This is a genomic window from Streptomyces sp. NPDC020996 (genome assembly GCF_040641355.1).
Lineage (GTDB): Bacteria > Actinomycetota > Actinomycetes > Streptomycetales > Streptomycetaceae > Streptomyces.
In genome coordinates this window covers 139,955-165,523 of sequence record NZ_JBFADM010000008.1, presented here as the reverse complement: position 1 = coordinate 165,523, position 25,569 = coordinate 139,955, and the positions used below count along the sequence as shown (strand labels likewise).

General features: G+C 73.2%; 23 protein-coding genes, 1 tRNA gene and 1 pseudogene. 10 read left to right on the top strand and 15 right to left on the bottom strand.

Translation table 11 applies throughout. The features are described 5' to 3' along the window. Window positions 1–6: 6 nt before the first annotated feature. Complete coding sequence (locus tag AB0G63_RS09035; protein ID WP_360746549.1) at window positions 7–1,062, top strand: M23 family metallopeptidase; 1,056 nt, start codon at window positions 7–9, stop codon at window positions 1,060–1,062. A gap of 55 nt (window positions 1,063–1,117) precedes the next feature. Here AB0G63_RS09035 and AB0G63_RS09030 read toward each other — a convergent pair whose 3' ends face one another. From AB0G63_RS09030 to AB0G63_RS09015, 4 genes are all read right to left on the bottom strand, one after another. Then, window positions 1,118–2,005 (bottom strand): Cof-type HAD-IIB family hydrolase, encoded by an 888-nt coding sequence (locus AB0G63_RS09030; protein ID WP_360746546.1) that lies wholly within the window; start codon window positions 2,003–2,005, stop codon window positions 1,118–1,120. Window positions 2,006–2,124: 119 nt separating this feature from the next. After that, on the bottom strand, window positions 2,125–3,042 hold the full coding sequence (locus tag AB0G63_RS09025) for an LLM class flavin-dependent oxidoreductase (RefSeq protein WP_360746543.1): 918 nt from the start codon (window positions 3,040–3,042) through the stop codon (window positions 2,125–2,127). Between the two features lie 41 nt (window positions 3,043–3,083). Beyond that, on the bottom strand, window positions 3,084–3,632 hold the full coding sequence (locus AB0G63_RS09020; RefSeq protein WP_360746540.1) for an RNA 2'-phosphotransferase: 549 nt from the start codon (window positions 3,630–3,632) through the stop codon (window positions 3,084–3,086). Window positions 3,633–3,783: 151 nt separating this feature from the next. Beyond that, window positions 3,784–5,541: an SDR family oxidoreductase gene (locus tag AB0G63_RS09015; RefSeq protein ID WP_360746537.1), complete on the bottom strand. Its 1,758-nt coding sequence runs from the start codon at window positions 5,539–5,541 to the stop codon at window positions 3,784–3,786. A 223-nt stretch (window positions 5,542–5,764) separates the two neighbouring features. On the opposite strand from AB0G63_RS09015, the gene AB0G63_RS09010 reads away from it, so the two are divergent. From AB0G63_RS09010 to AB0G63_RS08985, 6 genes are all read left to right on the top strand, one after another. Further along, a complete protein-coding gene (locus tag AB0G63_RS09010; RefSeq protein ID WP_360746593.1) occupies window positions 5,765–6,727 on the top strand; it encodes an ABC transporter ATP-binding protein in 963 nt (320 codons plus the stop codon). Continuing rightward, a complete protein-coding gene (locus AB0G63_RS09005) occupies window positions 6,717–7,625 on the top strand; it encodes an ABC transporter permease (RefSeq protein WP_360746534.1) in 909 nt (302 codons plus the stop codon). The genes AB0G63_RS09010 and AB0G63_RS09005 overlap by 11 nt, the downstream gene beginning before the upstream one ends. Next, complete coding sequence (locus AB0G63_RS09000) at window positions 7,625–8,536, top strand: ABC transporter ATP-binding protein (RefSeq protein ID WP_360746531.1); 912 nt, start codon at window positions 7,625–7,627, stop codon at window positions 8,534–8,536. Before AB0G63_RS09005 ends, AB0G63_RS09000 begins: the two co-directional genes overlap by 1 nt. A 9-nt stretch (window positions 8,537–8,545) precedes the next feature. Then, window positions 8,546–9,265 (top strand): ABC transporter permease, encoded by a 720-nt coding sequence (locus tag AB0G63_RS08995; protein ID WP_360746528.1) that lies wholly within the window; start codon window positions 8,546–8,548, stop codon window positions 9,263–9,265. Between the two features lie 101 nt (window positions 9,266–9,366). Beyond that, entirely contained in the window at window positions 9,367–9,567 is a 201-nt protein-coding gene (locus tag AB0G63_RS08990; protein ID WP_360746525.1) for a hypothetical protein, read from the top strand. 254 nt (window positions 9,568–9,821) lie between these two features. After that, window positions 9,822–9,909, top strand: a tRNA-Ser gene (locus AB0G63_RS08985). 542 nt (window positions 9,910–10,451) lie between these two features. Here AB0G63_RS08985 and AB0G63_RS08980 read toward each other — a convergent pair. The 9 genes from AB0G63_RS08980 to AB0G63_RS08940 all read right to left on the bottom strand — a co-directional run bounded on the left by AB0G63_RS08980 (window position 10,452) and on the right by AB0G63_RS08940 (window position 20,281). Further along, on the bottom strand, window positions 10,452–11,255 hold the full coding sequence (locus tag AB0G63_RS08980; protein ID WP_360746522.1) for an HAD family hydrolase: 804 nt from the start codon (window positions 11,253–11,255) through the stop codon (window positions 10,452–10,454). Next, a complete protein-coding gene (serS, locus tag AB0G63_RS08975) occupies window positions 11,252–12,529 on the bottom strand; it encodes a serine--tRNA ligase (protein WP_360746519.1) in 1,278 nt (425 codons plus the stop codon). Before serS ends, AB0G63_RS08980 begins: the two co-directional genes overlap by 4 nt. 438 nt (window positions 12,530–12,967) lie before the next feature. After that, a complete protein-coding gene (gene pheA / locus AB0G63_RS08970; protein ID WP_360746516.1) occupies window positions 12,968–13,900 on the bottom strand; it encodes a prephenate dehydratase in 933 nt (310 codons plus the stop codon). 73 nt (window positions 13,901–13,973) lie between these two features. Then, window positions 13,974–15,254 carry an iron uptake transporter deferrochelatase/peroxidase subunit gene (efeB, locus tag AB0G63_RS08965; RefSeq protein WP_360746514.1) on the bottom strand — a complete coding sequence of 427 codons (1,281 nt, stop codon included), beginning with the start codon at window positions 15,252–15,254 and terminating at the stop codon, window positions 13,974–13,976. A gap of 8 nt (window positions 15,255–15,262) precedes the next feature. Continuing rightward, window positions 15,263–17,329 (bottom strand): copper resistance protein CopC, encoded by a 2,067-nt coding sequence (locus tag AB0G63_RS08960; protein ID WP_360746511.1) that lies wholly within the window; start codon window positions 17,327–17,329, stop codon window positions 15,263–15,265. 13 nt (window positions 17,330–17,342) lie between these two features. Beyond that, window positions 17,343–17,801 carry a copper chaperone PCu(A)C gene (locus AB0G63_RS08955; protein WP_360746508.1) on the bottom strand — a complete coding sequence of 153 codons (459 nt, stop codon included), beginning with the start codon at window positions 17,799–17,801 and terminating at the stop codon, window positions 17,343–17,345. Further along, complete coding sequence (locus AB0G63_RS08950) at window positions 17,798–18,451, bottom strand: SCO family protein (RefSeq protein ID WP_360746505.1); 654 nt, start codon at window positions 18,449–18,451, stop codon at window positions 17,798–17,800. Before AB0G63_RS08950 ends, AB0G63_RS08955 begins: the two co-directional genes overlap by 4 nt. A 96-nt stretch (window positions 18,452–18,547) precedes the next feature. Beyond that, window positions 18,548–19,294: a YcnI family protein gene (locus AB0G63_RS08945; protein ID WP_360746502.1), complete on the bottom strand. Its 747-nt coding sequence runs from the start codon at window positions 19,292–19,294 to the stop codon at window positions 18,548–18,550. A gap of 141 nt (window positions 19,295–19,435) precedes the next feature. After that, window positions 19,436–20,281, bottom strand: a complete 846-nt coding sequence (locus AB0G63_RS08940) for a hypothetical protein (protein WP_360746499.1) — start codon at window positions 20,279–20,281, stop codon at window positions 19,436–19,438. A 221-nt stretch (window positions 20,282–20,502) separates the two neighbouring features. Here AB0G63_RS08940 and AB0G63_RS08935 point away from each other — a divergent pair, with 221 nt between their 5' ends. From AB0G63_RS08935 to AB0G63_RS08925, 3 genes are all read left to right on the top strand, one after another. Next, window positions 20,503–20,949: an ATP-binding protein gene (locus tag AB0G63_RS08935; protein WP_351887575.1), complete on the top strand. Its 447-nt coding sequence runs from the start codon at window positions 20,503–20,505 to the stop codon at window positions 20,947–20,949. 109 nt (window positions 20,950–21,058) lie between these two features. Then, window positions 21,059–21,991, top strand: a complete 933-nt coding sequence (locus AB0G63_RS08930) for an intradiol ring-cleavage dioxygenase (RefSeq protein WP_360746495.1) — start codon at window positions 21,059–21,061, stop codon at window positions 21,989–21,991. Window positions 21,992–22,000: 9 nt separating this feature from the next. Further along, window positions 22,001–22,849, top strand: a complete 849-nt coding sequence (locus tag AB0G63_RS08925; protein ID WP_360746492.1) for a triphosphoribosyl-dephospho-CoA synthase — start codon at window positions 22,001–22,003, stop codon at window positions 22,847–22,849. Here the strand turns inward: AB0G63_RS08925 and AB0G63_RS08920 are convergent. Together AB0G63_RS08920 and AB0G63_RS08915 are read right to left on the bottom strand one after the other, a co-directional pair. Then, window positions 22,824–24,096: pseudogene (locus AB0G63_RS08920) on the bottom strand (MFS transporter). The gene AB0G63_RS08925 and the pseudogene AB0G63_RS08920 overlap by 26 nt on opposite strands. An 88-nt stretch (window positions 24,097–24,184) precedes the next feature. After that, window positions 24,185–25,552 (bottom strand): PLP-dependent aminotransferase family protein, encoded by a 1,368-nt coding sequence (locus AB0G63_RS08915; protein WP_360746489.1) that lies wholly within the window; start codon window positions 25,550–25,552, stop codon window positions 24,185–24,187. Between the last annotated feature and the right edge of the window lie 17 nt (window positions 25,553–25,569).

Sequence of the window (25,569 nt, the reverse complement as noted above, 5' to 3'; positions counted from 1 at the left end):
GCTGACATGTGCTCACCTCATCGCCGGCCTCTGCTCGTTGTGGCGCTGCTGTGCGCGCTGACGGCGCCCTCGGCGCGGCCGGCCGGCGCGGTCGAGGGCGACGGTGCCGGCGACACGGCGATCAGCGCGCGGGTGGCCCGCCTGTACCAGGACGCGGTGGTGGTGACGCAGCGCTACGAGAAGGGCCGGCAGGAGGCCGAGGCGCAGCGGGCGCGGACCCGGCGGCTGGAGGCGCTGCTGGTGCGCGAGCGGCGGGAACTCGGCGTCCTGCGCGACGGCCTCGGGCGCATCGCCCGCGCCCAGTACCGCAGCGGTGGCGGGCTGCCGCTGACGGCGCGGATCGTGCTCGCGAGGAGCCCGGAAGAGCTGATGCGCGGTCAGCACCTCTTCTCCCAGGAGAGCCTGGTGCTCGACAACGCGCTGGACAGGAGCCGCCGGGCCGAGGCCCGGCTCACCGCGGACGAGGCCAGGGCGGCATCGGCGTGGCGGTCGCTGAGAAAGCGCAGCACCGAACTCGCCGCCATGAAGGACGCCCTCCAGCGCCTGCTCGAGGAGGCGCGGGGGCAGTTGCAGGGCCGGGCGGACGCGGCGGCCGCCGCGGGCGCCTGCCGGGGCGCGGTCCGCCTCGACCAGCCGCCGGCGCGGCCGGCGAGCGGGTGGGTCGCGCCCGTGGAGGACTACGTGCTGTCCGCGGGCTTCGGCAGCGGAGGCACGCGCTGGGCGAACCGGCACACCGGGCAGGACTTCGCGGTTCCCATCGGCACCCCGGTGCGGGCGGTCGGCGCCGGTCGCGTGGTGCGGGTGTCGTGCGGCGGTCCCTTCGGCATGGAGGTCGTCATCGAGCATGCGGGCGGCTACTGGACGCAGTACGCCCATCTCGCCGCCGTCGCCGTCGACCGGGGCCAGCGCGTGACCACCGGGCAGTGGATCGGGCAGTCCGGCACCACGGGCAACTCCACCGGCCCGCACCTGCACCTCGAGGTGCGGGTCACTCCGGAGGCGGGATCGGCGGTGGACCCGGTGCCGTGGCTGACGGCACGAGGAGTGCCCCTGGGCCAGTAGCGCGTGGCCAGGGCCCGCGACGCCGGCCCGGCCCGGACGACAGGGCGGGCCTGGCCTACAACCACTCCGCCAGCATCTGCTCGATGACGATCGCCACACCGTCGTCGTTGTTGGCGACCGTCCGGCCCGAGGCCGCGGCGACCACGTCCGGGTGCGCGTTGCCCATCGCGTACGAGCGGCCCGCCCAGGTGAGCATCTCGACGTCGTTCGGCATGTCGCCGAAGGCGACGACCTCCTCGTGCGAGATGCCTCGCTCGGCGCAGCACAGGGCCAGCGTGCTGGCCTTGGAGACGCCGGGGCCGCTGATCTCCAGCAGGGCGCTGGGGCTGGAGCGGGTGACGTTGGCGTGCTCGCCGACGGCGAGGCGGGCGGTGGTCAGGAAGCCGTCCGGGTCGAGGTCGGGATGGTAGGCGAGGATCTTCAGCACCGGCTCGGCGGCGGCCGGCCCCTGCGCCGCGAGGATCTCCTCGGCGGGCAGGAGGTGGTCCGGGACCTCCATGTGCAGCTTGGGGTAGTCCGGCTCCTGGTGGAAGCCGTACGTCTGCTCCACCGCGTACACCGTGCCCGGCGCGGCCTCGCGCAGCACCTGTACGACGTGCAGCGCGTTGTCCCGGGCCAGGTCGCGCACCGTGACGAACCGGTGGGCGCCGGGGCCGTCGTGCAGGTCGACCACGGCGGCGCCGTTGCCGCAGATGGCCAGGCCGTGGCCGTGGACGTGTTCGCTGACGATGTCCATCCAGCGGGCCGGGCGGCCGGTGACGAAGAAGACCTCGATGCCCGCCTCCTCGGCGGCGGCGAGGGCGGCGACCGTGCGCGGGGAGACCGACTGGTCGTCCCGCAGCAGGGTGCCGTCGAGGTCGGTGGCGATCAGCCGCGGCGGTGCGAGGGCGGCCGGGGGCTCGGGCTGGCGGGTCGCTGAGGTCACCCGCTCATTCTCCCGCATATGCCCGCACGGCCGTGCGGGAGACCGCACATGTGAGTGATTACCGCCGTCGAGCGCCCCCTGGAAGGCCCCCAGCACCCACCCGGTCAGGCCCTCAGCACCCGGGCAGGGCGCCCCCGTCATCCTTCCCCGGTCTGCCCGAGCTGCGCCGGAGCCTCCGTCGCGATCCGCTCGAAGACCTTCTCGTCCGCGGCGAAGTCCGAGTCGGGAACGGGCCAGTGGATCACGATCTCGGTGAAGCCCAGCTCCCGGTGGCGGCCGGCGAAGTCCACGAAGGCGTCCAGCGACTCCAGCGGACGGCCACGGTCCGGGGTGAACCCGGTGAGCAGGATCTTGTCCATCCCGGCCGCGTCCCGTCCGATCGCCGCGCAGGCGTCGGCCAGCCTCTCGGCCTGTCCCCGGATGGCCTGGACCGACTGTTCGGACGTGCCGCTCTCGTACAGCTTCGGATCGCCGGTGGTCACCCACGCCTGCCCGTACCGTGCGGCCAGGCTCAGTCCGCGCGGCCCGGTCGCGGCCACCGCGAAGGGCAGCCGGGGCCGCTGCACGCAGCCGGGGATGTTGCGCGCCTCGTGCGCCGAGTAGAAGTTGCCCTCGTACGACACCGACTCCTCGGTCAGCAGCCGGTCCAGCAGCGGCACGAACTCGGCGAACCGGTCGGCGCGTTCCCGCGGCGTCCAGGACTCCTGGCCCAGCACCGTGGCGTCGAAGCCCGTGCCGCCCGCCCCGATGCCGAGCGTGACCCGCCCGCCGGAGATGTCGTCGAGGGAGATCAGCTCCTTGGCGAGGGTCACCGGATGCCGGAAGTTCGGCGAGGTCACCAGGGTCCCCAGGCGCATCCGCTCGGTCACCGCCGCAGCCGCGGTGAGCGTCGGCACGGCGCCGAACCACGGTCCGTCCCGGAAGGTGCGCCAGGACAGGTGGTCGTAGGTGTACGCGGCGTGGAAGCCGAGCTGCTCCGCGCGCAGCCATGTCTCACGTGTCCCCTCGTGCCAGCGGCGGTACGGCAGGATCACGGTGCTCAGACGCAGACTCATGCCCCGAGCCTATGCGGCCCGCCCGGTTTCACGTGAAACGGTCAGTGTGGCCCTGGGAAGCGGAGGTAGCGCGGCGGCACGGCCTTCGTCAGCCACACCCCGTTCGCGCTGACCTGGAAGACATGGCCGTCGCGGTGCATGGCGGCCGCGTCCACGGACAGTACGACGGGCCTGCCGCGGCGGGCGCCCACGTGGGTCGCCGTCTCACGGTCAGGCGAGAGGTGCACGTCGTGCCGGTTCATGGGCCGCAGGCCCTCGGCGCGGATCGCCTCCAGATGGCGGGCCACGGTCCCGTGGTAGAGGCAGGGCGGCGGGGTCGCCGGATCCAGACCGAGTTCCACCTCGACGCTGTGGCCCTGGCTGGCGCGGATCCGGGTGCCCTCGACGGCGAAGCGCCGCTTGTCGTTCGTGGCGACCACGTGGTCCAGTTCCTCGCGGGTGAGGCGGAATCCGTGCGCGGCGGCCGCAGCGATCAGCGCGTCGATCTCCACCCAGCCGCCCTCGTCGAGCGTCAGCCCGATCCGCTCCGGCTGGTGCCGCAGGTGTTTCGAGAGGTACTTCGACACCTTCACGGTGCGTCTGTCGTCCATGCCGTCAGCGTGCCGGGAGAGACGCGGATCACGCGACGGGTTTTCCTCCGGACGTTTGATCCACAGCCAAGGGATGTTATCCACAGAAGCATGGGCTCTTCTGTGGACAACGGGACGCCCACAGCCGGCGACCGCAGCCGACGCGGGCCCCTCACAGCGGCGGCTTGAGCCGGGCGACGCCCCGCAGCGCCCTCGGCGTGAACCTCGACAGCGTGTACATCGCGCGGGCTTCCGGCGTCACCGGCACGACGGCCCGGTCGCGCGCCACCGCCCGCAGGATCGCGTCGGCCACCTTCTCCGGCGGGTAGTTCCGCAGCCCGTACAGCCGCGCCGACTTCTTCCGGCGCCGCTTCTCCTCCTCCGGGTCGACACCGGCCCAGCGCGCGGCGGAGGTGATGCCGGTGTTGACGAAGCCCGGGCACACGGCGGTGACCCCGATGCCCTGCCCGGCCAGCTCGGCGCGCAGGCACTGGCTGAGCATCAGCACGGCGGCCTTGGAGGTGCTGTAGGCGGGCAGCGCCCTGGAGGGCTGGTACGCCGCCGCCGACGCGACGTTGACGATGTGGCCGCCCTGCCCGCGCGCGGCCATCTGCCCGCCGAAGAGACGGCAGCCGTGGATGACGCCCCACAGATTGACGTCGAGGACCTTCCGCCAGTCCTCGGGGGTCGTGTCCAGGAAGGAGCCCGCCAGCCCGATCCCGGCGTTGTTCACCAGGACGTCCACCACGCCGTACTCGGCGGCCACCGTGGCCGCGAGCTTGTCCATGGCCTGCTCGTCGGAGACGTCGGCCGTCTGCGCCCAGGCCTCGGCGGCCCCGGCCCGCCGGGACAGCTCGGCGGTGCGCGCCGCGGCACCGGCGTCCCGGTCGACGGCCACCACGCGCGCCCCGGCCCCGGCGAACGCGAGCGCGGTGGCCCGCCCGATGCCGCTGCCCGCCCCGGTGACCAGGACGAGCTGCCCGGCGAAGCGGTCGGCGTGCGCGCCGGCCGCGACGACCGGTGTCCCGGGCGCGCCGCCCTCGACGGAGCTGACGAAGTCGTCGATCAGGGCGGCCACCCGGTCCGGCCGGGTGCGCGGGATCCAGTGCCCGGCGGGAAGGGTGCGCCGGGTCAGCCGCGGCACCCACCGCTCCAGCTCGTCGTAGAGCCGCTCCGACAGGAACGGGTCGTGCAGGGGCGTGACGAGCTGCACCGGCACGTGCGCGTACGCGTCCGGGCGCGGCCGGCGCAGCCTGGCCCGCACGTTGTCCCGGTACAGCCACGCGCCGTGCGCCGCGTCGGCCGGCAGCGACGAGGTCGGGTAGTCGCCGCCGGGGACCTTCTCGAGGCGCCGCAGGATGCCCGGCCAGCGCTTGCCGAGCGGGCCGCGCCAGGCCAGCTCCGGCACGACCGGCGTGTGCAGCAGGTACACGTACCAGGACTTGGCGCCCTGGCCGAGGAGCTGGCCGATCCGGCGTGGGGTGGGCCGCTTCACGCGCCGGCCGATCCAGTGCCCGAAGTGGTCCAGCGACGGCCCGGACATCGACGTGAAGGACGCGACGCGTCCCTTCGTGCGGGCGGTGGTGACGAACTCCCAGCCCTGCACCGAGCCCCAGTCGTGTCCCACCAGATGCACCGGGCGGTCCGGGCTGACCGCGTCGGCCACCGCCAGGAAGTCGTCCGTCAGCTTCTCCAGCGTGAACCCGCCCCGCAGCGGCCGCGGAGCCGTCGACCGGCCGTGGCCCCGGACGTCGTACAGCACGACGTGGAAGCGGTCCGCCAGCCGCGGCGCGACCTCGGACCACACCTCCTTGCTGTCCGGATAGCCGTGCACCAGGACCACCGTCGGCCGCCCCGGGTCCCCCAGTTCGGCGACGCACAGCTCGATGCCGCCGGTCCTCACCCTGCGCTCCCGCGCGCCCTCCAGCACCGTGGCCTCTCCTTCGCCGCCGTCCCGACCCCGGTGAATGTGGCAGTTGTTAGAGCGAACGTCAACAGTGCGGCCCGTGAAGTCCCGTGGGAGCACGGACGGTGGCGCGTAGCCCTCAGGCAGGGGTTCCCTCAGGGGTTCGTACAACTCCAGATGGACCTCCAACCGGCTCTCCGGTCTGACGACCCGAGTGGTCGCGGTCACTACCGTCGAACCCGTGACTGTGATCGCGACCGAAAGCCTGAGCAAGCGGTTCCCGCGGGTGACCGCGCTCGACCGGCTCTCCATGGACGTCGGGCCCGGTGTGACGGGACTCGTCGGCGCCAACGGAGCCGGCAAGTCCACCCTGATCAAGATCCTGCTGGGTCTGTCCCCCGCGAGCGAGGGCCGAGCCGAGGTGCTCGGACTCGACGTCGCGACCAAGGGCGCCGCCATCCGCGAGCGCGTCGGCTACATGCCGGAGCACGACTGCCTGCCGCCCGACGTCTCGGCCACCGAGTTCGTCGTGCACATGGCCCGCATGTCCGGCCTGCCGCCCACCGCCGCCCGCGAACGCACCGCGGACACCCTGCGCCACGTCGGCCTGTACGAGGAGCGCTACCGCCCCATCGGCGGCTACTCCACCGGCATGAAGCAGCGCGTCAAGCTGGCCCAGGCCCTGGTGCACGACCCGCAGCTGGTCTTCCTGGACGAGCCGACCAACGGCCTCGACCCGGTCGGCCGCGACGAGATGCTCGGCCTGATCCGCCGCATCCACACCGACTTCGGCATCTCGGTCCTGGTCACCTCGCACCTGCTGGGCGAGCTGGAACGCACCTGCGACCACGTCGTCGTCATCGACGGCGGCAAGCTGCTGCGCTCCAGCCGCACCACCGACTTCACGCAGACCACCACCACGCTCGCGATCGAGGTGACCGACACCGACGAGCACCCCGACGGCACCCGCGCGCTGCGCGAGGCGCTCACCGCGCGCGGGGTGGACGTCGAGGCCGGCAGCGGACTGCCCGGCGCCGGGCACATCCTGCTGCTGACCGCGCGGGGCGAGGACACCTACGACCTGGTGCGCGACCTGGTCGCCGACCTCGGCCTCGGCCTGGTGCGCATGGAACAGCGCAGGCACCACATCTCCGAGGTCTTCACGGACCACGACACCGACCGGAAGGAGGCCGTCGGCCATGGCAACTGACCACCCCGCAGCCGCCGTACCGGGTGACCAGACCCGCATCCACAACATCGGCTACCGCTCCTACGACGGCCCCCGCCTCGGCCGCTCCTACGCCACCCGCTCGCTGTACTCGCAGTCCCTGCGCGGCGCCTACGGCCTCGGCCGCTCGGTGAAGTCCAAGGTGCTGCCGATGCTGCTGTTCGTGGTGATGTGCGTGCCTGCGGCCATCATGGTCGCCGTCGCGGTCGCCACCAAGGCCAAGGACCTGCCCGTCGACTACACGCGCTACGCGATCATCATGCAGGCCGTCATCAGCCTCTACGTCGCCTCGCAGGCGCCCCAGGCCGTCTCGCGCGACCTGCGCTTCAAGACGGTGCCGCTGTACTTCTCCCGCCCGATCGAGACCGCGGACTACGTGCGCGCCAAGTACGCGGCACTGGCCTCGGCGATGTTCATCCTCACCGCGGCCCCGCTGCTCGTGCTCTACGTGGGCGCGCTGCTGGCCAAACTCGACTTCACCGACCAGACCAAGGGGTTCGCGCAGGGACTCGTCTCGGTGGCTCTGCTCTCGCTGCTGTTCTCCGGCATCGGCCTGGTCATCGCCTCGGTCACGCCGCGCCGCGGCTTCGGTATCGCCGCCGTGATCGCCGTCCTGACCATCTCCTACGGCGCCGTCTCCACGCTCCAGGCCATCGCCGACGCGCAGGACAGCACGGGGGCCGTCCCGTGGATCGGCCTGTTCTCGCCCGTCACGCTCATCGACGGGCTCCAGTCCGCGTTCCTCGGCGCCGACTCGGCCTTCCCCGGCGGGATCGGCCCGAGCAGCGGCGAAGGCGCCGTGTACGTCCTCGTCGTCCTGGGCCTGATCGCCGCGAGCTACGGCCTCCTGCTGCGCCGCTACAAGAAGGTGGGCCTCTGATGACGACCCTCTCCATCGACCACGTCTCCCGCTGGTTCGGCAACGTGGTCGCCGTCAACGACATCACCATGACGATCGGCCCCGGCGTCACCGGCCTCCTCGGCCCCAACGGCGCCGGAAAGTCCACCCTCATCAACATGATGGGCGGCTTCCTGGCCCCCTCCACCGGATCCGTCACCCTCGACGGACAGCAGGTGTGGCGCAACGAGTCGATCTACAAGCACATCGGCATCGTCCCCGAGCGCGAGGCGATGTACGACTTCCTCACCGGCCGCGAGTTCGTCGTCGCCAACGCCGAGCTGCACGGCCTCGGCGCCAAGGCCGCCCAGCGGGCGCTGGCCACGGTCGAGATGGAGTACGCGCAGGACCGGAAGATCTCCACCTACTCCAAGGGCATGCGCCAGCGCGTGAAGATGGCCAGCGCCCTCGTCCACGACCCCTCGCTGCTGCTCCTGGACGAGCCCTTCAACGGCATGGACCCGCGCCAGCGCATGCAGCTGATGGACCTGCTGCGGCGCATGGGCGACGAGGGCCGCACCGTGCTGTTCTCGTCCCACATCCTCGAAGAGGTCGAGCAGCTCGCCTGGCACATCGAGGTCGTCGTCGCCGGCCGGCACGCGGCCAGCGGCGACTTCCGCCGGATCCGCCGGCTGATGACCGACCGGCCGCACCGCTATCTGGTGCGCTCCAGCGACGACCGGGCCCTAGCGGCCGCGCTGATCGCCGACCCGTCGACGTCCGGCATCGAGGTCGACCACGCCGAGGGCGCGCTGCGCGTCCAGGCCGTCGACTTCGGCCGCTTCACGGCCCTGCTGCCCCGGGTGGCCAGGGACCACGGCATCCGGCTGCTGACGGTCTCGCCGTCCGACGAGTCCCTCGAGTCCGTCTTCTCGTACCTGGTCGCGGCGTAGGAGGCCCTGATGTACGACCCCACAGTCGCCCGGCTCACCTACCGGGCCCTGCTCGGCCGCCGCCGGGCCCTCATCCTGGGCGCCCTGCCCCTGCTGCTGATCGTGATCTCCGTCGCCGTCCGCGCCCTCGCGGGCGCCGACGACCAGACCGCCTCCGACCTGCTGGGCGGGCTCGCGCTGGCCACGATGGTGCCGATCATCGGCGTCATCGCCGGCACCGGCGCCATCGGACCGGAGATCGACGACGGCTCGGTGGTGTACCTGCTGTCCAAGCCGGTGAAACGCTCCACGATCATCTTCACCAAGCTGATCGTGGCGATCGCGGTGACGATGGTGTTCTCGGCGCTGCCGACCCTGATCGCGGGCTTCGTCCTGAACGGCAACGGCCAGCAGATCGCCGTCGCCTACACGGTCGCGGCGCTCGTCTCCTCGATCGCCTACGCGGCGCTGTTCCTGCTGCTGGGCACCGTCTCCCGGCACGCGGTCGTCTTCGGCCTCGTCTACGCCCTCGTCTGGGAGGCCCTGTTCGGCTCCCTGGTCGCCGGGGCGCGCACGCTGAGCGTCCAGCAGTGGTCGCTGGCGGTGGCCCACAAGGTCGCCGGCGGGGACCTGGTGACCTCGGACGTCGGACTGACCACGGCGACGGTGCTGCTGGTCGCGGTCACCGTCCTCGCCACCTGGTACGCCGGCCAGAAGCTGCGGTCGCTCACCCTCGCCGGCGAGGAGTGACAGGCCCGGTCCGGTCCTGACGGGGGCTTCACCCCCGTCGGGGCACACTGGGCGAAGGGACGTTCGGCGGGAGGGTCCGGGAGGGTCCGGGAGGGACGACGATGGCAGACGAGTGGGACGACCTGGTGCTGGACGAGGACTTCGTACGGGCCGCCGAGACCACCGAGCCGTCGGCCCGGGCCCGCATGCTCGCCGCGCGCTGGCGGTCCGAGGAGCCCGAGCCGCAGCCGTGGCGGTCCGACGAGCCGCCGGCCGGCTGGTTCTTCAGCAAGGCCCGCAGGCGCCGGTGGCGGCGCCGCTGACCGCCGTTTTTATTCGGTGGCGTCCGACTCGTCCCGCGGGCAGAGTGGAGATGTCCACGACGCCGGACCGAGCCGGCGCCACGTACCGGGGAGGGGTCCGGCATGTCGATGCACGACAGTCCGCCGGGCTCCCCGCAGGGCAGCCCGGGGCGGGCTCCGGTGTAATCACCGCACCGTCGAGCCCGCCGCGCACGAGAGCTGCCCGGGCGGCCGCTTCGAGCACGCGATGTCGCACTCGCGTGGGCCGCCCACCCGGAGGATTGGCCGAGTGGTAAGGCACTGGCTTGCTAAGCCATGGTCGGGCCCGAAAAGCCCGCGCACGTTCGATCCGTGCATCCTCCGCGAGACGTTGTCACTGGGACTGCGCCGTGATGCGGGCCCGCGCCTGTGATGCGGGCCCGCGCCCAGGGTGCGCGGCCCGCGCCCGATGTGCGGGGAGCCGCGTCCGTTGGTTCGGCGGCCCGCGTGCGTGGGTCGGGGACTCGCGCCCGGCGCCGCGTCCGTGGTTCGAAGATTCGCGCGACGCATGTTGCGGGGCTGCGTGCGTGGTGCGGGGGCCGCGTCCGATGGTTCGGTGGCCTGCGTCCGATGGTTCGGGGAGCCCGCGTCTGTGGTTTGGTACCTCGCGGCCGTGGTTTGGCAGCTCGCCCCCGTGCTTCGGGACTCGCCCCCGTGCTTCGGGACTCGCCCCTGTGGTGCGGGGTGCCGTGCCCGTGGTGCGGGGGCCCGCGTGCGTGGGGCCTGTTTTCTGGTGGGTGGGGTTTCTCGCGGGTGGTGCGGTGCCGTGTGCGGTTGATCCGTAGGGTTGCCGCTTTCGCCGGCCCCGGGGTGGGTGTCGCCCCGGGGGCGGCGGGCCGTGGTGGGGCGGGGGTCAGGGGCCGGCGTCAGGGCAGCCAGCGTTCCAGGACCTCCGCGATCCCGTCCTCCTCGTTGGAGGACGTCACCTCGTCCGCCACCGTCCGGAGCTCGTCGTGGGCGTTGGCCATCGCCACGCCGTAGGAAGCCCAGGCGAACATCGGGACGTCGTTGGGCATGTCGCCGAAGGCGATCGTGTCGGCGGCCTTCAGACCCAGCCGCCGGGCGGCCAGCGACAGCCCCGTCGCCTTCGACAGCCCCAGCGGCAGCAGCTCCACGATGCCCTCGCCCGCCATCGCGACCGTGACGAAGCCGCCCGCTGCCTGGCGGGCCGCCTCGGCGAGTTCGTCGTCGGAGAGCCGGGGGTGCTGAATGTAGAGCTTGTTCAGCGGCGCGGCCCACAGGTCGGACACGTCCGACAGCGGCGTCGACGGGAGGTTGCCGGTGACCGCGTAACCGGCCCCGACCAGCACCTCGCCGTCCAGGCCGTCCCGGCTCGCCGCCAGGAACAGCGGGCCGACCTCCGCCTCGATCTTGGCCAGGGCCACCCCGGCCAGCTGCCGGTCCAGGGTGACGGACGTCAGCAGCCGGTGCTCCCCGGCGTGGTAGACCTGCGCGCCCTGGGCGCACACCGCGAGACCCCGGTAGCCGAGGTCGTCGAGGATGTGCCGGGTCCAGGGCGCCGAGCGGCCGGTGACGACGATGTGGGCGGCGCCCGCCGCGGTGGCCGCGGCGAGCGCGTCCCGGGTGCGCCGCGAGATCGACTCGTCGGAGCGCAGGAGCGTGCCGTCGAGGTCGGTGGCGACGAGGGTGTAGGGGAAGGCCGCGCTCACCTGGCGACCGGCTCCAGGACCTCCCGGCCACCCAGGTACGGGCGCAGCACCTCGGGCACGCGCACCGAGCCGTCGGCCTGCTGGTGGTTCTCCAGGATCGCCACGATGGTGCGCGGTACGGCGCACAGCGTGCCGTTCAGCGTCGCCAGCGGCCTGACCTGCTTGCCGTCACGGACCCTGATCTGCAGGCGGCGGGACTGGAACTCGGTGCAGTCCGAGGTCGAGGTCAGCTCGCGGTACTTGCCCTGGGTCGGGATCCACGCCTCGCAGTCGAACTTCCGCGCGGCCGAGGAACCCAGGTCACCGCTGGCGACGTCGATGACGCGGAACGGCAGCTCGAGCGAGGTCAGCCACTGCTTCTCCCACTCCAGCAGGCGCCGGTGCTCCTCCTGCGACTCCTCGGGCGTCACGTAGGAGAACATCTCGACCTTGTCGAACTGGTGTACGCGGAAGATGCCCCGCGTGTCCTTGCCGTGCGAGCCGGCCTCGCGGCGGAAGCAGGGCGAGAAGCCCGCGTAGCGCAGCGGCAGGCGGTCCGCATCGATGATCTCGTCCATGTGGTACGCGGCCAGCGGGACCTCGGACGTGCCGACCAGGTAGAGGTCGTCCGCGTCCAGGCGGTAGACGTCCTGGGCCGCCTGGCCGAGGAAGCCGGTGCCGGCCATCGACTGCGGGCGCACCAGCGCCGGGGTGAGCATCGGCGTGAAGCCGGCCGCCGTGGCCTGCGCGATCGCCGCGTTCACCAGCGCCAGCTCCAGCAGGGCGCCCACGCCGGTCAGGAAGTAGAAGCGGGAGCCGGAGACCTTGGCGCCGCGCTCGACGTCGATCGCGCCGAGGAGCTGGCCGAGCTCCAGGTGGTCCTTGGGCTCGAAGCCCTCGGCGCCGAAGTCGCGGATGGTGCCGTGCGTCTCCAGGGTGACGAAGTCCTCCTCGCCGCCCACGGGCACGTCCGGGTGGACGAGGTTGCCGAGCTTCTGCAGCAGTTCCCGCGTCTCGGCGTCGGCCGCGTCGCGCTCGGCGTCGGCCGCCTTGACGTCGGCCGCGAGCTGGCTCGCCTTCTTCAGCAGCTCGGCCTTCTCGTCTCCCGAGGCCTTGGGGATGAGCTTGCCGAGCGCCTTCTGTTCGGCGCGCAGCTCGTCGAAGCGGACGCCGGACGACCTGCGCCGCTCGTCGGCAGACAGGAGAGAGTCGACGAGTGCGACGTCCTCTCCACGGGCACGCTGCGAGGCGCGCACACGGTCGGGGTCCTCACGGAGCAGACGAAGGTCAATCACGGACTCAAGGCTACCGGTGCGGGGATACGGCCCACGACTCACTATCCGCGTCGCGCGGCTCTCCGGCCCGATCTCCGTCCGGCGGACGGGACTTGGCGGCCGCGTTGTCCACAGCGGGTGCCGCTCCCCGTAAAGTTATCCACAGGGTGTGTGGAAGATCTGTGGATATCGGAATTGATCAATCCGAATGTCGTGCGCGATGCGGGTGACGGCCGGTGCAAACCTGGATTCCTCACCCTTTCGGGTGGAAATGCATCGCCCCAATGGGTTGACCGAAGGAAACGAAAGGGCGAAGGGCGTCCTGAGTGCCGGTGAATCCGGAGCGGGTCCGCACGGAGATTTGTCGACCGAATGGCGCTTCCTTGTCGACTTGTCCCCAGGTCGAGAACCATGCCTGTGGAAAACTTCTGTGGATAACAGAACCACGCAGGTGAGGCCCTAGAAACGCCCGTCCTGGCAACGGGCCACCCAGTCGGCCGCCGCGACGAACTCCGCGTCCGACGTCCCCGGACGCGGCGCGCTCACGTCCTCCACCGTCGCGTCGGCGCGCGGGTACGACCCCAGGTACCGCACCTCCAGGCAGATCCGCTTCAGCCCCATCAGCGCCTCGGCGACCCGGCGGTCGGAGATGTGCCCCTCGGCGTCGACGCAGAAGCAGTAGTTGCCGATGCCGGCGCCGGTGGGCCGGGACTGCAGCAGCATCAGGTTGATGCCGCGGGTGGCGAACTCGCCCAGCAGGTCGCGCAGGCCGCCGGGGTGGTCGTCGCGCTGCCACAGCACGACGGACGTCTTGTCGGCGCCGGTGGGTGCGGCGGGCCGGGCCGGCCTGCCCACCAGCACGAACCGGGTCTGGGCGTTCTCCGCGTCGTGGATCCCGGTCTCCAGGGCCTCCAGGCCGTACCGGGCGGCGGCGAACTCGCCGGCGAAGGCGGCGTCGTAGCGGCCCTCCTGGACCAGGCGGGCGGCGTCCGCGTTCGAGGCGGCGGACTCCCAGGCGGCGTCCGGGAGGTTGCTCCGCAGCCAGTTGCGCACCTGCGGCTGGGCGGCCGGATGGGCCGAGACCGTCTTGATGTCCGACAGCTTGGTGCCCGGCCTGACCAGCAGCGCGAAGGTGATCGACAGCAGCACCTCGCGGTAGATCATCAGCGGCGTGCCCGCGACCAGTTCGTCGAGGGTGGTGGTGATGCCGCCCTCGACGGAGTTCTCGATGGGCACGAACGCGGCCTCGGCCTCGCCGCCGCGGACCGCGTCGAGCGCGGACTGCACGGAGACGTACGGGACCAGCTCCCGAGTGGCCGTCTCCGGGAGGGTGCGCAGGGCGACTTCGGTGAAGGTGCCCTCGGGGCCGAGATACGCGTAGCTCGCTGGCATGACCTCACCCTAATCGCCTCAGGCGGACGCATGCGCACCCGTCCCCCGAGCGCCCCGGTGGGCGCCGCGGCCCTCATCCCTCCAGCAGCGCCTGCCCCACGTACCCGCCCTCGGCGGCTCCGCCGGGCACCGCGAACAGCCCGCTGGCCTCGTGGCGGATGAACTTCGACAGCGCGTCGCCCCGGTCGAGCTTGCGCTGCACCGGCACGAAGCCGCGCAGCGGATCCGCCTGCCAGCAGACGAACAGCAGTCCCGCGTCGGGCGTCCCGTCCGCGTCGAAGCCGTCGTGGTAGCTGAACGGGCGCCGCAGCATGGCCGCGCCGCCGTTCTGGTCGGGACGGCTGATCCGGGAGTGCGCGTTGACGGGGACGACGAGAGTGCCGTCCGCACCGGTCTTCTCCAGGTCCATCGCCGTCGTCTCGGAGCCGCCCGACAGCGGCGCCCCGTCGGCCTTGCGGCGCCCGATGACGTTCTCCTGGGCCTTGACGGAGAGTTTCTCCCAGTCGTCGAGGAGCATGCGGATACGGCGTACGACCGCGTAGGAGCCGTTGGCCATCCACGCGGGCGTGCCGTTCGCCGGTACGAAGATCCGCCGGTCGAAGTCGGCGTCAGTGGGCTTGGGGTTGCGCGTGCCGTCGATCTGGCCCATCAGGTTCCGGGCCGTCATGGGCCGGGCCGTGGCGCCCGGAGAGCGGTTGAAGCCGTTCATCTGCCACCGCAGCCGGGCCGCCCGCCCCGCGTCCTTCTGGATGGCGCGCAGGGCGTGGAAGGCGACGAGGGCGTCGTCCGCGCCGATCTGCACCCACAGGTCGCCGTCGCTGCGCTTCTTGTCCAGGTGGTCGGAGGAGAAGTCGGGCAGCGGGTCCAGAGCGGCCGGGCGCTGCTTCTCCAGGCCGGTGCGGGTGAAGAAGCTGTGGCCGAAGCCGAAGGTGATCGTCAGCGACGAGGGCCCGGCGTCGCGCGCCACGTCCGTGTCGTCGCCGGACGCGGCCTCGCCCGCCATCAGCCGCTCGGCGGTCGCCGACCAGCGGCGCAGCAGTGCGGCCGCCTCCTTGCGGCCCGCGCCGGCGGCCAGGTCGAAGGCGGCGAGGTGGCCGCGGGCCTGGAGGCCTTCGGTGATGCCGGGCTGATGTTTCCCGTGAAACATCGCCCGGCTGGTGCCCAGCGAGGTGAGCGGGGTGGCCGCGGCGGGCGCGGCGCTGTATCCGAGAGCGCCGCCGGCCGCGCCGAGCGCGAGCCCGGTGGCGCCGGCGGTGCCGAGCAGGCTGCGGCGTGAGACGCCCTCGGCGGCGGGCGCCTTCGGAGCGGCGGCGCGGTCCTCGCCGGGGGCCTGGGGGAGGGACTGGTCGGGCATGGTGTGGTTCAGCCGATCTGCGCGTTCTTGGAGACGGTGGCCTGGTCGATGTCGGAGGTCCGTACGGTCACGGCGACCTTCCAGTCGCCGGCCATCGGGATCTGCACGCCGCTCGCGGACCAGTGTCCGGTGGTGACGTGGTCGGGGACGACGGGCAACGGCCCGATGTCCTTGGCGGTGAGAGTGAAGGAGACCTTGACCTCGGGGATGTCGAAGGCGCGGCCGTTGGGGCGCTGGACGTAGACGTGCATCTCGTTGCCGCCCACGCGCGCGGGGTCGAGGTCGACCGACACCACGCCCTTGCCGTCCGTGCCGCCGGTGTCGAACGGCATGGTCAGCGTCAGCGCGCCGGAGGTGTCCGCCGCGGACGAGGAGGAGGCCGCCGCGGTGGCCGCCGCGGCCTCCTGTTCGGTGCGGCCGGGTTCGGTCTGGGTCAGCGCGGTGGTGACGGCGAGCAGGACGACGGCGACGCCGGCCTCGGCGAGCACGGAGCGGCGCAGTCCGAAGCGGACGGGGTCGGCGTCGCGCTGCCGCTTCTGCCGGGCGGCGGCCATGGCGGCCCGCTGCCGGGCGAGCTGGGCGGCGCGCCCGCCGTCACCGGCCGCCGCCGGCTTCCCGCCCTTTTCTCTGTTCCCGCCCTTCCCGCTCTTCGCGCCCTTCTCGCTCTTCGCGCCATTCCCGCTCTTCGAGTCCTTCTCGCTCTTCGAGTCCTTCTCGCTCTTCGCGTCCTTCGCATCCGTCGCGCTCTGGGCTGCCTTGGCGCCCTTCGCGGCCTTCACGCCCTTCGCGGCCTTCGCGGCGCCGGTCGTGGCGGCTTCCTTCGGGCGCCGGCGCACGGTGGCCGTCGCCGGGTCCGTCAGTTGCGCCGTCCACCGCCGGGAGAACCAGGCGAGACCGACGAGCAGCGCCACCAGTGCGAGCTTGGCGATCAGCAGCTGCCCGTAGGAGGTGTCGGTGAACGCCGACCAGGAGCCGAGCTGGCGCCACGACTGGTAGACGCCTGTCGCGACGAGCGCGCAGACGCTGCCGAAGGCGACGTGCGAGAAGCGCCGTACGGCGGCGGACTCGACCGGGGGGTCCGCGCGGTACAGGGCCACGAGGAGCGCGGTGAGGCCGCCGAGCCACGCGGCGACGGCGAGCAGGTGGACGATGTCGGCCGGCATGGCGATGCCGGGCTGGAGGCCGGTGGAGGCGTGCTCGGCCATCGCCCAGCTCGCCGCGAGCCCCGCGGCCACGACGGCCCCGCCGACCGCCAGCCCGAAGGTCAGGTCCCGCTTCTCCTCGTCCTCCCGTTTGTCGTAGGCGCCGAAGAGCACGGCGATGAACAGGGCCGCCGCGGCGAGCAGCAGCAGCCGGGAGACCAGCGCGGCGCCGGTCTTGGTCTGCAGAACCTGGCCGAGCAGGCCCAGGTCGAAGACGTCGGCGACCTTGCCGGAGCCGGTGAAGGAGCCGCGCAGGAGCAGCAGCAGGAGGGTGGCCGAGGTGAGCGCGAGCCAGCCGCCGACGACGAGCCGCTGCAGCGCGCGCACGCCGGAGCCGCGCTGCCAGCAGGCCAGCACGAAGGCGGCCCCGCCGGTCATGACGACGAACCCGGCGTACGACAGGTAGCGCCCGAAGCCGTACAGCCTCCCGACGAGTCCGCCGCCCGCCGTCTGCTCGGAGACCGACACGGTGGTCGAGGAGGGCGCGCCGATGGAGAAGGTGAAGGCGCCGGCGACCGGATGGCTGTCGGCGGAGACGACCTGCCAGGACACGGTGTACGTGCCGTCGGGCAGGCCGCCGCGCAGCCGTACGGCGTAGGTGGCGCCGCCGGTCTCGGTGGGCTTTCCGGTGTCGACGCGTGCGCCCTTGGGGTCGAGCACGCGCACGGAGCCGTCGGAGGTGGCGACCTTCTCCGAGAAGGTGAGGGAGACCTGGGCGGGCGCCTTGTCGACCACCACCCCCTGCGCGGGGTCGCTGCCGGTCAGCGCGGCATGCGCGGATGCCGGGCCGGCACCGGCGAGCAGCGCGCCGGTGACGGCCAGGAACAGCAGCACCAGGATCCGCACGCGGCGGGGGGTGGTGGTCTGCCTCACGGTGGTCCCTCCCTCAGTGGCCGGTCGCCGGCCGGTACGTGGCCGCCTTCACCGGCATCTCGACCGTGATGGGGTCGGACGTCGCGAAGTGCAGTTCGACGGTCACCTTCTCGCCCTGCTTCGGCTTGCGCTTCAGCTTTTCGAACATCAGGTGGTTGCCGCCGCTCTCCAGCACGAGCCGGCCGTGCGCGGGCACGGTGAGGGAGTCGGTCTCCCGCATCGACTGCCCGACGGTCTCGTGGACGGTGACGCTGCCCGCGATGTCGCTGCTGACGGAGGTCAGCTCGTCCTTGGCGCCGCCCTCGTTGACGACGGTCAGGAAGCCCGCGGCCATGTCGGAGACCGGCTGGGGCATATAGGGGGAGCCGACGGTCAGTTCGGGCTTGCCCGCGCCCTCGTCGGAGCCGCCGCAGCCGGTCGTCAGGGCCATCGCGCCCGCCAGCACCGCGGCGGGCAGGGCCAGGCGCCTCACGGCTTGGCTCCCTCGATGAGACGGGGCAGGTCCTTGGTGTAGTCGTCGACGGTGGCGTCCTCGCCGTAGAGGACGTACCCGGCGTCGGTCTTCGGGGAGAACGCGATGACCTGGGTGCCGTGCACCGAGACGGTCTTGCCGGTCTTCTTGTCCTTGTGGGTCGGCTCGATGGAGATGCCGAGGGTGCGGGCGCCGGCCTGGATGGTGGCGAAGTCGCCGGTGAGGCCGGTGAACTGGGGGTCGATGCCCTTGAGCCACTTGCCGAGTTCGGACGGGGTGTCGCGGGCGGGGTCGGTGGTGACGAACACCACCCGCAGCTTGTCCTGCTCGGCCTTGGGCAGCTGCTTCTTCGCGACGGCGAGGTTGTTCATCGTCAGCGGGCAGATGTCGGGGCAGTGGGTGTAGCCGAAGTAGATCAGCGTGGGCCTGCCCGCGGTCTCCCGGCGGAAGTCGTACTTCTTGCCGTGGGTGTCGGTGAGGACCAGGTCCGGCTTCTCGAAGGGCTTGTCGAGGATGGTCGCGGCCTTCTGCGAGGTGTCCTCGGAGACCACGGCGACGGGGGAGCCGCTGTCGTCGCCGCTGCCGCAGGCGGAGAGGGTCAGGCCGGCCGCGGCGAGCAGCGCGGCCGCGGCGAACGTCTTCTTGCGCATGGAGAGATGTCCCAGATGTGAGGAGTTCCGGTGTGCGCCGGGGCGTCGGTACGGGGTCGTACCGGCGGCCCCGGCGCGGTACGCGGACGGTCGGGCTCAGGCGTCGGTGCGCCGACGGCCGGCGAGGACGCCGTAGGCGACGCCCAGGGCGCCGACGGCGATGCCCACCACGCCGAGCACGCGCGCGGTGGTGTCGCTGGAGTCGGCGGAGGCGGAGGCGGAGGCGGAGGTGTCGGCGGCGGTGTTCCCGGTCTTGGCGGAGGAGGCCTCGGAGCCGGAGCCGGAACTGTGGGAGTGGCCGTCGGCGGAGGCGTCGGAGAGGGTCAGCACCGGGGCCGGGTTCTCGGGTTCCGCCTGGCCGTCCTGCTGGACCTCGATCCAGCGCACGACCTCCTTGTTGTCGTACGTCTGGATCGCCTTGAAGACCAGTTCGTCGGTGTCCTTCGGCAGCGCGCCGACGGAGAGCGGGAACTTCTGGAAGTAGCCGGGCTGAATGCCCTTGCCGTCGGCGGTCCAGGTCACCTTGGTGACGGCCTCGGTGATCTTCTCGCCCTCCAGTTCCACGGGCTTGGCCAGCTTCGCCCTGGTGACCTCGACGCGCCAGCCGTCCATCGGCTGCGGCATCACCGAGGCCAGCGGATGGTCGGCGGGGAAGCTGACCTCGAGCTTGGTGGTCGAGGCGTCGTCGCGCTCGTTGGGGACCTTGAAGTCGACGACCGCGTAGCCGCCCTTGGCCGCGGTGCCCTCGGGCTGCACGCTGACGTGGGCGAACGCGGGCGAGGACAGTACGACGACGGCCGAGGCGGCGAGGGCGCCGGCAGCGGCGAGTCGGGAAGCCTTCATGGCAGGGAGCACTCCACTTCGAGTGAGGTTTCCGGTGATCGGGTCGGGCGCGCGGCCGCGAGGACGCGGGTACGCGCGTGTGCCGCACGACGGCGGTCCCGGCCCCCGGAGAGGAAGAAGCGGAGCGGCGGTCGCGTCGTGTCAGGCGGCGAGGACGAGCGCGGCGGCCGGCGGGCCGCGCCGGATCACGGTGTGGTGGAGTGCGGCGGTACGGGGCTTCGGCGGGGCGAGCAGGGCGGTGCGCGGCGGGCGCGGCCCCGTCCCGGGGGCGCCGGGAAGCCCGGCACACAGGGCGCGCACCAGGGCGAGCGCCCCGCGCAGGGACCGTACGAGCGCGCCCTCGGCGACGGAGTGCCTCGACAGCTCCAGCAGCCGCAGCAGCGCCAGGTCCCCGCGCCGCAGCAGCCAGCCCGCGGCGAGCGCCGCGAGGACGTGGCCGAGCAGCATGGGCAGCGACGGCAGCAGCGCGGCCGGCTCCCCGGCCGCGCCGGCCAGCGCGTCGGCCGGGTGGTGCATGGAGCTCATGGCGGTGCCCTGGCCGCCGGGGTCCTGGTAGACCCCGGCGCGCGCGAGGATGACGCGGGCCTGGGCGGGGCTGATCGCCGCCGCGGTGGTCCCGCACACGAGCCGCGCGGCCCGTTCGACCAGGGAGGCGTCCGCCGGCCCCGTCGGCACCGGGGACACCGCCGCCGCGCCGACGCCGGCGGACGTCTGCTGCCCCAGCTCGAACAGCGTGTGCAGCATGGTCTGTCCGGCCGCGAGCAGCGCCGCGATGCCGGGCAGCGACCGCTCGCGTCCGGCGAGCGGCGCCACGGCCAGGAGAACCCCCAGGAAGCCCGCGCCCAGGGTCCACAGCGGAACCGTGGCGCAGGAGGCGAGCGCGTGCCCGGCCGCGGCCAGCACGACGCAGACCGCGGCGAACACCGCGGCCCGCAGGACCCTCAGGTCGCCTCCGGAGCGCTCCGGGAGCCGGTGGGGGGCAGTCATGGCGGGCTCATCATCGCACTCGCGCCCTCGGCGCCACACAGCAGGTCCGCAAGGTTCCGGCCGACCGGTGATCCCTTTCGGGAGTGGACCGCCCGTACATACACCGATTCCCATGGGGACGCATCGTCCATATGGGCGGCATCACGTCAACTCCGCGCTTACAACCGGGTACGCGCGGCAATACGTAACGGTATGTCGAGCCGCGGCCGGGAGGCTGGAGCATGAGCATCTGGTGGTCACTCCATCTGCGGCGCGAGGCTGCGAGCGTCCCGCTCGCCAGACGCCTGTTACTCGGCGCGATGGAGACCGCGGGGGTCGATCCCGACGTCTCCTTCGACCTCTCCGTCGCCCTGAGCGAGGCCTGCGCGAACGCCGTCGAGCACGGCGGCAACGGAACGCGCGGCGGCCGGGCGGAGGCGTACCGCGTCACCGCCTACCTCGACGGCGAGACTTGCCGCATCGAGGTCGCCGACCCCGGTCCGGGATTCACCGCGCCGACGCCCGTCCGGCCCGCGCGTGCCGACGCCGAGCACGGCCGCGGCCTGTGTCTGATCCAGGAACTCGCCGACCACGTCCACATCGGCAGCAAGCCGGGCCGTGGCGGCACCGTGGTGAGCTTCGACAAGATCCTCAAGTTCCGGGAGGGCGCGCCGCTGATGGCGGTGTGAACCGGCCAGAAGCCTTACGGGCGAACGGACTTCGGCTTCCCCGGCATTCACAGCCGGCTGCCGGCCGGGCCTCATCTCCCTGACGGACGGCCTTCCTACTGTCCTGGGCATGACGGGAAACCACAAGGACACATCGATCAGCCGTCGCCGCGCCCTCGCGGTGACCGGCGGCACGGTCGCGGCGGGCGGCCTGGCCGCCGCGGGCTACCAGACGGCGTTCGCGGACACGGCCTCCGGGACCTCGGCCGCCGCCACGGCCACCTCCACCGGCAGCGCGTGCATGACCCTGATGTCGAGCGTCACCGAGGGCCCCTACCACCTCGACGGCGCGCTGGTGCGCAAGGACATCACCGAGGGCAAGAGCGGCGTCCCGCTGACCCTGCGCCTGACCGTCGTCGACGCCACCGACGGCTGCACCCCGGTCGCGGGCGCCGCCGTGGAGATCTGGCACTGCGACGCCTGGGGCTACTACTCCGGCTACACCACCGCCAACCCCGGCGGTTCCGCGCCCGCGGAGAGCGAGGAGGGCGACAGCGCGAACGACGACACGTACCTGCGCGGCTACCAGATCGCCAACGCCAACGGGGTGGTGAAGTTCGAGACGATCTTCCCGGGCTGGTACACCCCGCGCACCTGCCACATCCACGTCAAGGTGCACACGGGCGGCGCGCAGGAGGACGGCACCTACGAGGGCGGCAAGGTCAACCACACCGGCCAGTTGTTCTTCGACGACGACATTGCCGAGGAGATCTTCGTCCTCGACCCGTACGCGAAGCACACCGGCACCTACACCCGCCTCGCCGACGACATGGTCTACGACGGCGGCGGCGCCTCCAGCGGGCTGCTGACCCTCAAGGCCGTGCACAAGCGCGACCCGTCGAAGGGCTACAAGGGCTTCCTCACTCTCGGCATCGATCCGGACGCCGAGAACACGGGCGCCGGCAGCGGCGGCGGGGGCACCCCGCCGGGCGACGCCCCGACGGGGACGCCGCCGAGCGGCGCTCCGGGCGACTCCGCCTCCCCGTCGGCGTCCTCCTCGTAGAGTGCGGTCATGAGCAGCCGCGAGGACGAGACGCTGGCGCGGGCCGCCGTGGCGGCGCTGACCGGGCAGCTGGCGCTGGCTCCCAAGCCCGGCCTGCCCGACCCGCGCGACCTCGGTGTACCCGCCCGTCAGGATCACCGCACCCTGCGCTGGTCGGCCAAGGCGCTCGCGCCCGGCCTCGCGGCGATGGCTGCCGCCGCCCGCCGCACCGGCGAGCCCACACCGCGGCTGCGCGCCGAACTCGGCGCCATCGGCCGGTCCACCGAGCACACGGTGGGCCTCGCGGGCGGCGGCCACCGGGGAGCCCTGTGGATACTCGGCTTCCTCGTCGCGGCGGCCGCCATCGCCCCGCGGGCCGAGGCGGCGGAGGTGACCGCCGTCGCCAAGCGGATCGCCGCCCACACCGAACGGGGCGCCCCGCGCCGCCCCTCGCGCGGTTCGTCGATCTCGGCGAAGTACGGCGCCGCCGGGGCCCGGGGCGAGGCGAGGGCCGGGTTCCCGCACGTACGGCGGGCGTCGGACGCGCTCGCCGCGGCCCGCTCGGCCGGTGCCACCGAGGAACAGGCCCGGCTCGACGCCCTGCTGACCGTGATGTCCACCCTCCAGGACACGGAACTGCTGTACGCCGCGGGCCCGGTGGGCCTCCGGCACGTGCAGGCGGGCGCCCGGGCGGTGCTGGAGGCGGGCGGCACGGCGACCGGGGCGGGCCAGGAGGCCCTCCACGCCCTCGACGCCGACCTGGACGCGCGCGGGTGGAGCCCGCGGGGGAGCGCGGGCCTGCTGGCGGGTGCGCTGTTCCTGGACGCGCTGCCGGTCACCGCACCGCTGCCGGTCACCTCACCGCTGCCGGCTGCCTGAGGTCTCCGCCCGTCCGGCCGGCGGCCGCCCGGCGCGCCGCCGGCCCCATCGCGTAGGACGCCGCGACCGTCACGCCGCCCAGCAGCAGTCACCCCGGCGTCCCCCACCCCACCAGCAGCGAGGTCAGCACCAGCGGGCCCAGGGTCCGGGCGACCGTCACCCCGGTGCCGAAGAAGCCCTGGTACTCGCCCACCCGGCCGGCCGGGGCCAGGTCGAACGACAGCTGCCAGGAACCGGCCGACTGCCCCGTCTCCGCGACCACCTGCAGCACGGCCCCCGCGACGAGGACGCCCACCGCGAGCCCGGGCGAGCCCCCCGCCGACAGCGAACACGGCGCACGCCCCGCACATCACCCATCCGGCCCGCCGCAGGACGCGCGTGGCCGACGCGAGCCCGGTGACCGAGCGGGCCGCGCGCACCTGGAGGAGCGTCACCCCGACGGTGTTCAGGACGAACAGCGCGGAGACCAGCCAGACCGGTGCGCTGGTCCGCTCCGTGATCCACAGCGGCAGCCCCAGGCTGAGCACCGGCATCCGCAGCAGCAGCACGGCGTTGTGGAGGGCGAGCAGGGCGTACGGGCGGTCGCGCAGCACCCCGAGGGAGTCCCGCCGACGCACCGGCGCGGGGGCCACGGGGGTCGCGGGCGGCACGGAGGTCGCGGGCGTCGCGGGCGGCACCGACGGCAGCCGCGACAGCATCCCGGCGCACGCCGCGAAGCTCACCGCGTCCAGCGCCAGCACCGCGAGATACGCCTCCCGCGTCCCGGCCTGCAGCGCGAGCCCGCCGAGTCCCGCGCCCACCGCCGGCCCGGCGTTCAGCGTCGACTGCAGACGCGCGAGCAGCCCGGTGCGCTCCCCCGCGGGCACCAGTCCCGCCAGCAGCGCCTGCCGGGCCGCCGCGAGTCCCGACTGCGCGGTCGCGTACGCGCACGCCGCCGCCAGGAATGGCACGAAGCCGCGTACGACGCGGAAGGACGCCACCGCGAGCGCCGTCGGCGACGCGAGCAGCACCGCCGTGCCGCGCGGCCCGCGCCGGTCGGCGAGCCGCCCGAGCGGCACCCCGGCCGCCGAGCCTGCCGCCCACGCGAGGGTCAGCCCGAGCCCCACGCGCGCGGGGGCCAGCCCGACCACCCGGGTGAAGGACAGCGCCGAGGTCACGTAGTAGGCGCCGTCGCCGATCGAATGGGACAACTGGGCCAGCGCCAGGACGCGTCGCGGACCCGCGGAAGGGACTAGGCGATTGGTCATGCCGTCGACGCCAGGCAGGGAATGGATCGCTCGGCAGATCCAATACGAACCCGATCTGATGGCCCAATACGGGCCGGCACCGGGCCGGTCAGGCTCCGTCCAGGACCTTGGCCAGCACCTCCAGCGCCTCCGGGTACACCCGTTCCCGCGGTGTCCCGTAGCCGACGACGAGCCCCTGCGGCCGTCCCTCGCCGGGGGTGTGCCAGTGGTCGCCGAGGTGCCCGACGGCCAGCCCCTCCGCCTCGGCCCGCGCCAGGACGTCCGCCTCGTCGGCGACCTCCACGAGCGCGTGCAGCCCCGCCGCGATCCCGCGCACCGCGCGCCGGGAGCCGAGCCGGTCCAGCAGCTGGTCCCTGCGCCGCCGGTACCTCAGCCGGCCCGCGCGCACGTGCCGGTCGTAGGCGTGGCTGTCGATGAGCTCGGCGAGCGCCAGCTGGCCGATCGTCTCGGTGTGGTGGTCGCTGTGCAGCTTGGCGTCGGCCACCGCGTCGACCAGATCAGGCGGCAGCACCATCCAGCCGAGCCGCAGCGCGGGGCCGAGGGTCTTGGAGGCGGTGCCGAGGTAGACGACCTGCCCGGGCGCCATGCCCTGGAGCGCGCCGACGGGCTGGCGGTCGTAGCGGAACTCCCCGTCGTAGTCGTCCTCGACGATCAGCCCGCCACGCGCGCGTGCCCAGTCCGTCAGCGCCCGCCGCCGCTCCGGGTGCAGCGTCACCCCGGTCGGGTACTGGTGGGCGGGGGTGACGACGACCGCGCCGACGTCCCCCAACTCCTCCGCGCACACGCCGCGTCCGTCCACCCGCACCGGCACCACGGTCCCGCCGTTGTGCCGCACCACCTCCCGGTGGAAGGGCAGGCCGGGGTCCTCCATGGCGATCCCGGCGCCGCCCAGCACGCGGGTGAGGAGCGCGAGCCCCTGCACGTACCCGGAGGTGATCACGATCCGCTCGGGCGGCGCGATGACGCCCCGCGCCCGGCCCAGGTACCCCGACAGCGCCGTGCGCAGTTCGACGCGGCCGCGCGGGTCCCCGTAGTCGTACGCCAGCAGGGGCGCCGTCGCGATGGCGCGGCGCAGCGCGCGCAGCCAGGCCGCCGCCGGGAACGCCCCGACGTCCGGGCTGCCGGGGCTGAGGTCGAACCGGGGCACGCGCGCGTGCGCCGCCGCCTCCGGCGTGCCGGTGTCGACCGAGGGCAGCGAGGCCACCCGGGTGCCCGAGCCCTGGCGGGCGGTCAGGTATCCCTCGGCGACTAGCTGGTCGTACGCCGCCTTGGCCGTGCCCCGCGAGATCCCGAGCTCGGTGGCGAGCCGCCGGGTGGCCGGCAGCCGGGTGCCCGGCGCGAGCCGGCCGTCCCGCACGGCGTCCCTCAGCGCCCGTTCCAGACCGATGCGCCGGCCGTCCCCGGCCTCGGGTTCCAGATGCAGATCGACACCGACACCGGACCAGAAGTCCTCCACGAAGACCCTCCCCCTAG

Bases quoted from the DNA above. Each gene is read 5' to 3' on its own strand.
- AB0G63_RS09035 (WP_360746549.1), top strand. From the start codon at position 7: ATGTGCTCACCTCATCGCCGGCCTCTGCTCGTTGTGGCGCTGCTGTGC.
- AB0G63_RS09030 (WP_360746546.1), bottom strand. From the start codon at position 2,005: ATGCGGGAGAATGAGCGGGTGACCTCAGCGACCCGCCAGCCCGAGCCC.
- AB0G63_RS09025 (WP_360746543.1), bottom strand. From the start codon at position 3,042: ATGAGTCTGCGTCTGAGCACCGTGATCCTGCCGTACCGCCGCTGGCAC.
- AB0G63_RS09020 (WP_360746540.1), bottom strand. From the start codon at position 3,632: ATGGACGACAGACGCACCGTGAAGGTGTCGAAGTACCTCTCGAAACAC.
- AB0G63_RS09005 (WP_360746534.1), top strand. From the start codon at position 6,717: ATGGCAACTGACCACCCCGCAGCCGCCGTACCGGGTGACCAGACCCGC.
- AB0G63_RS09000 (WP_360746531.1), top strand. From the start codon at position 7,625: ATGACGACCCTCTCCATCGACCACGTCTCCCGCTGGTTCGGCAACGTG.
- AB0G63_RS08995 (WP_360746528.1), top strand. From the start codon at position 8,546: ATGTACGACCCCACAGTCGCCCGGCTCACCTACCGGGCCCTGCTCGGC.
- AB0G63_RS08990 (WP_360746525.1), top strand. From the start codon at position 9,367: ATGGCAGACGAGTGGGACGACCTGGTGCTGGACGAGGACTTCGTACGG.
- pheA (WP_360746516.1), bottom strand. From the start codon at position 13,900: ATGCCAGCGAGCTACGCGTATCTCGGCCCCGAGGGCACCTTCACCGAA.
- efeB (WP_360746514.1), bottom strand. From the start codon at position 15,254: ATGCCCGACCAGTCCCTCCCCCAGGCCCCCGGCGAGGACCGCGCCGCC.
- AB0G63_RS08950 (WP_360746505.1), bottom strand. From the start codon at position 18,451: ATGCGCAAGAAGACGTTCGCCGCGGCCGCGCTGCTCGCCGCGGCCGGC.
- AB0G63_RS08945 (WP_360746502.1), bottom strand. From the start codon at position 19,294: ATGAAGGCTTCCCGACTCGCCGCTGCCGGCGCCCTCGCCGCCTCGGCC.
- AB0G63_RS08940 (WP_360746499.1), bottom strand. From the start codon at position 20,281: ATGACTGCCCCCCACCGGCTCCCGGAGCGCTCCGGAGGCGACCTGAGG.
- AB0G63_RS08935 (WP_351887575.1), top strand. From the start codon at position 20,503: ATGAGCATCTGGTGGTCACTCCATCTGCGGCGCGAGGCTGCGAGCGTC.
- AB0G63_RS08930 (WP_360746495.1), top strand. From the start codon at position 21,059: ATGACGGGAAACCACAAGGACACATCGATCAGCCGTCGCCGCGCCCTC.
- AB0G63_RS08925 (WP_360746492.1), top strand. From the start codon at position 22,001: ATGAGCAGCCGCGAGGACGAGACGCTGGCGCGGGCCGCCGTGGCGGCG.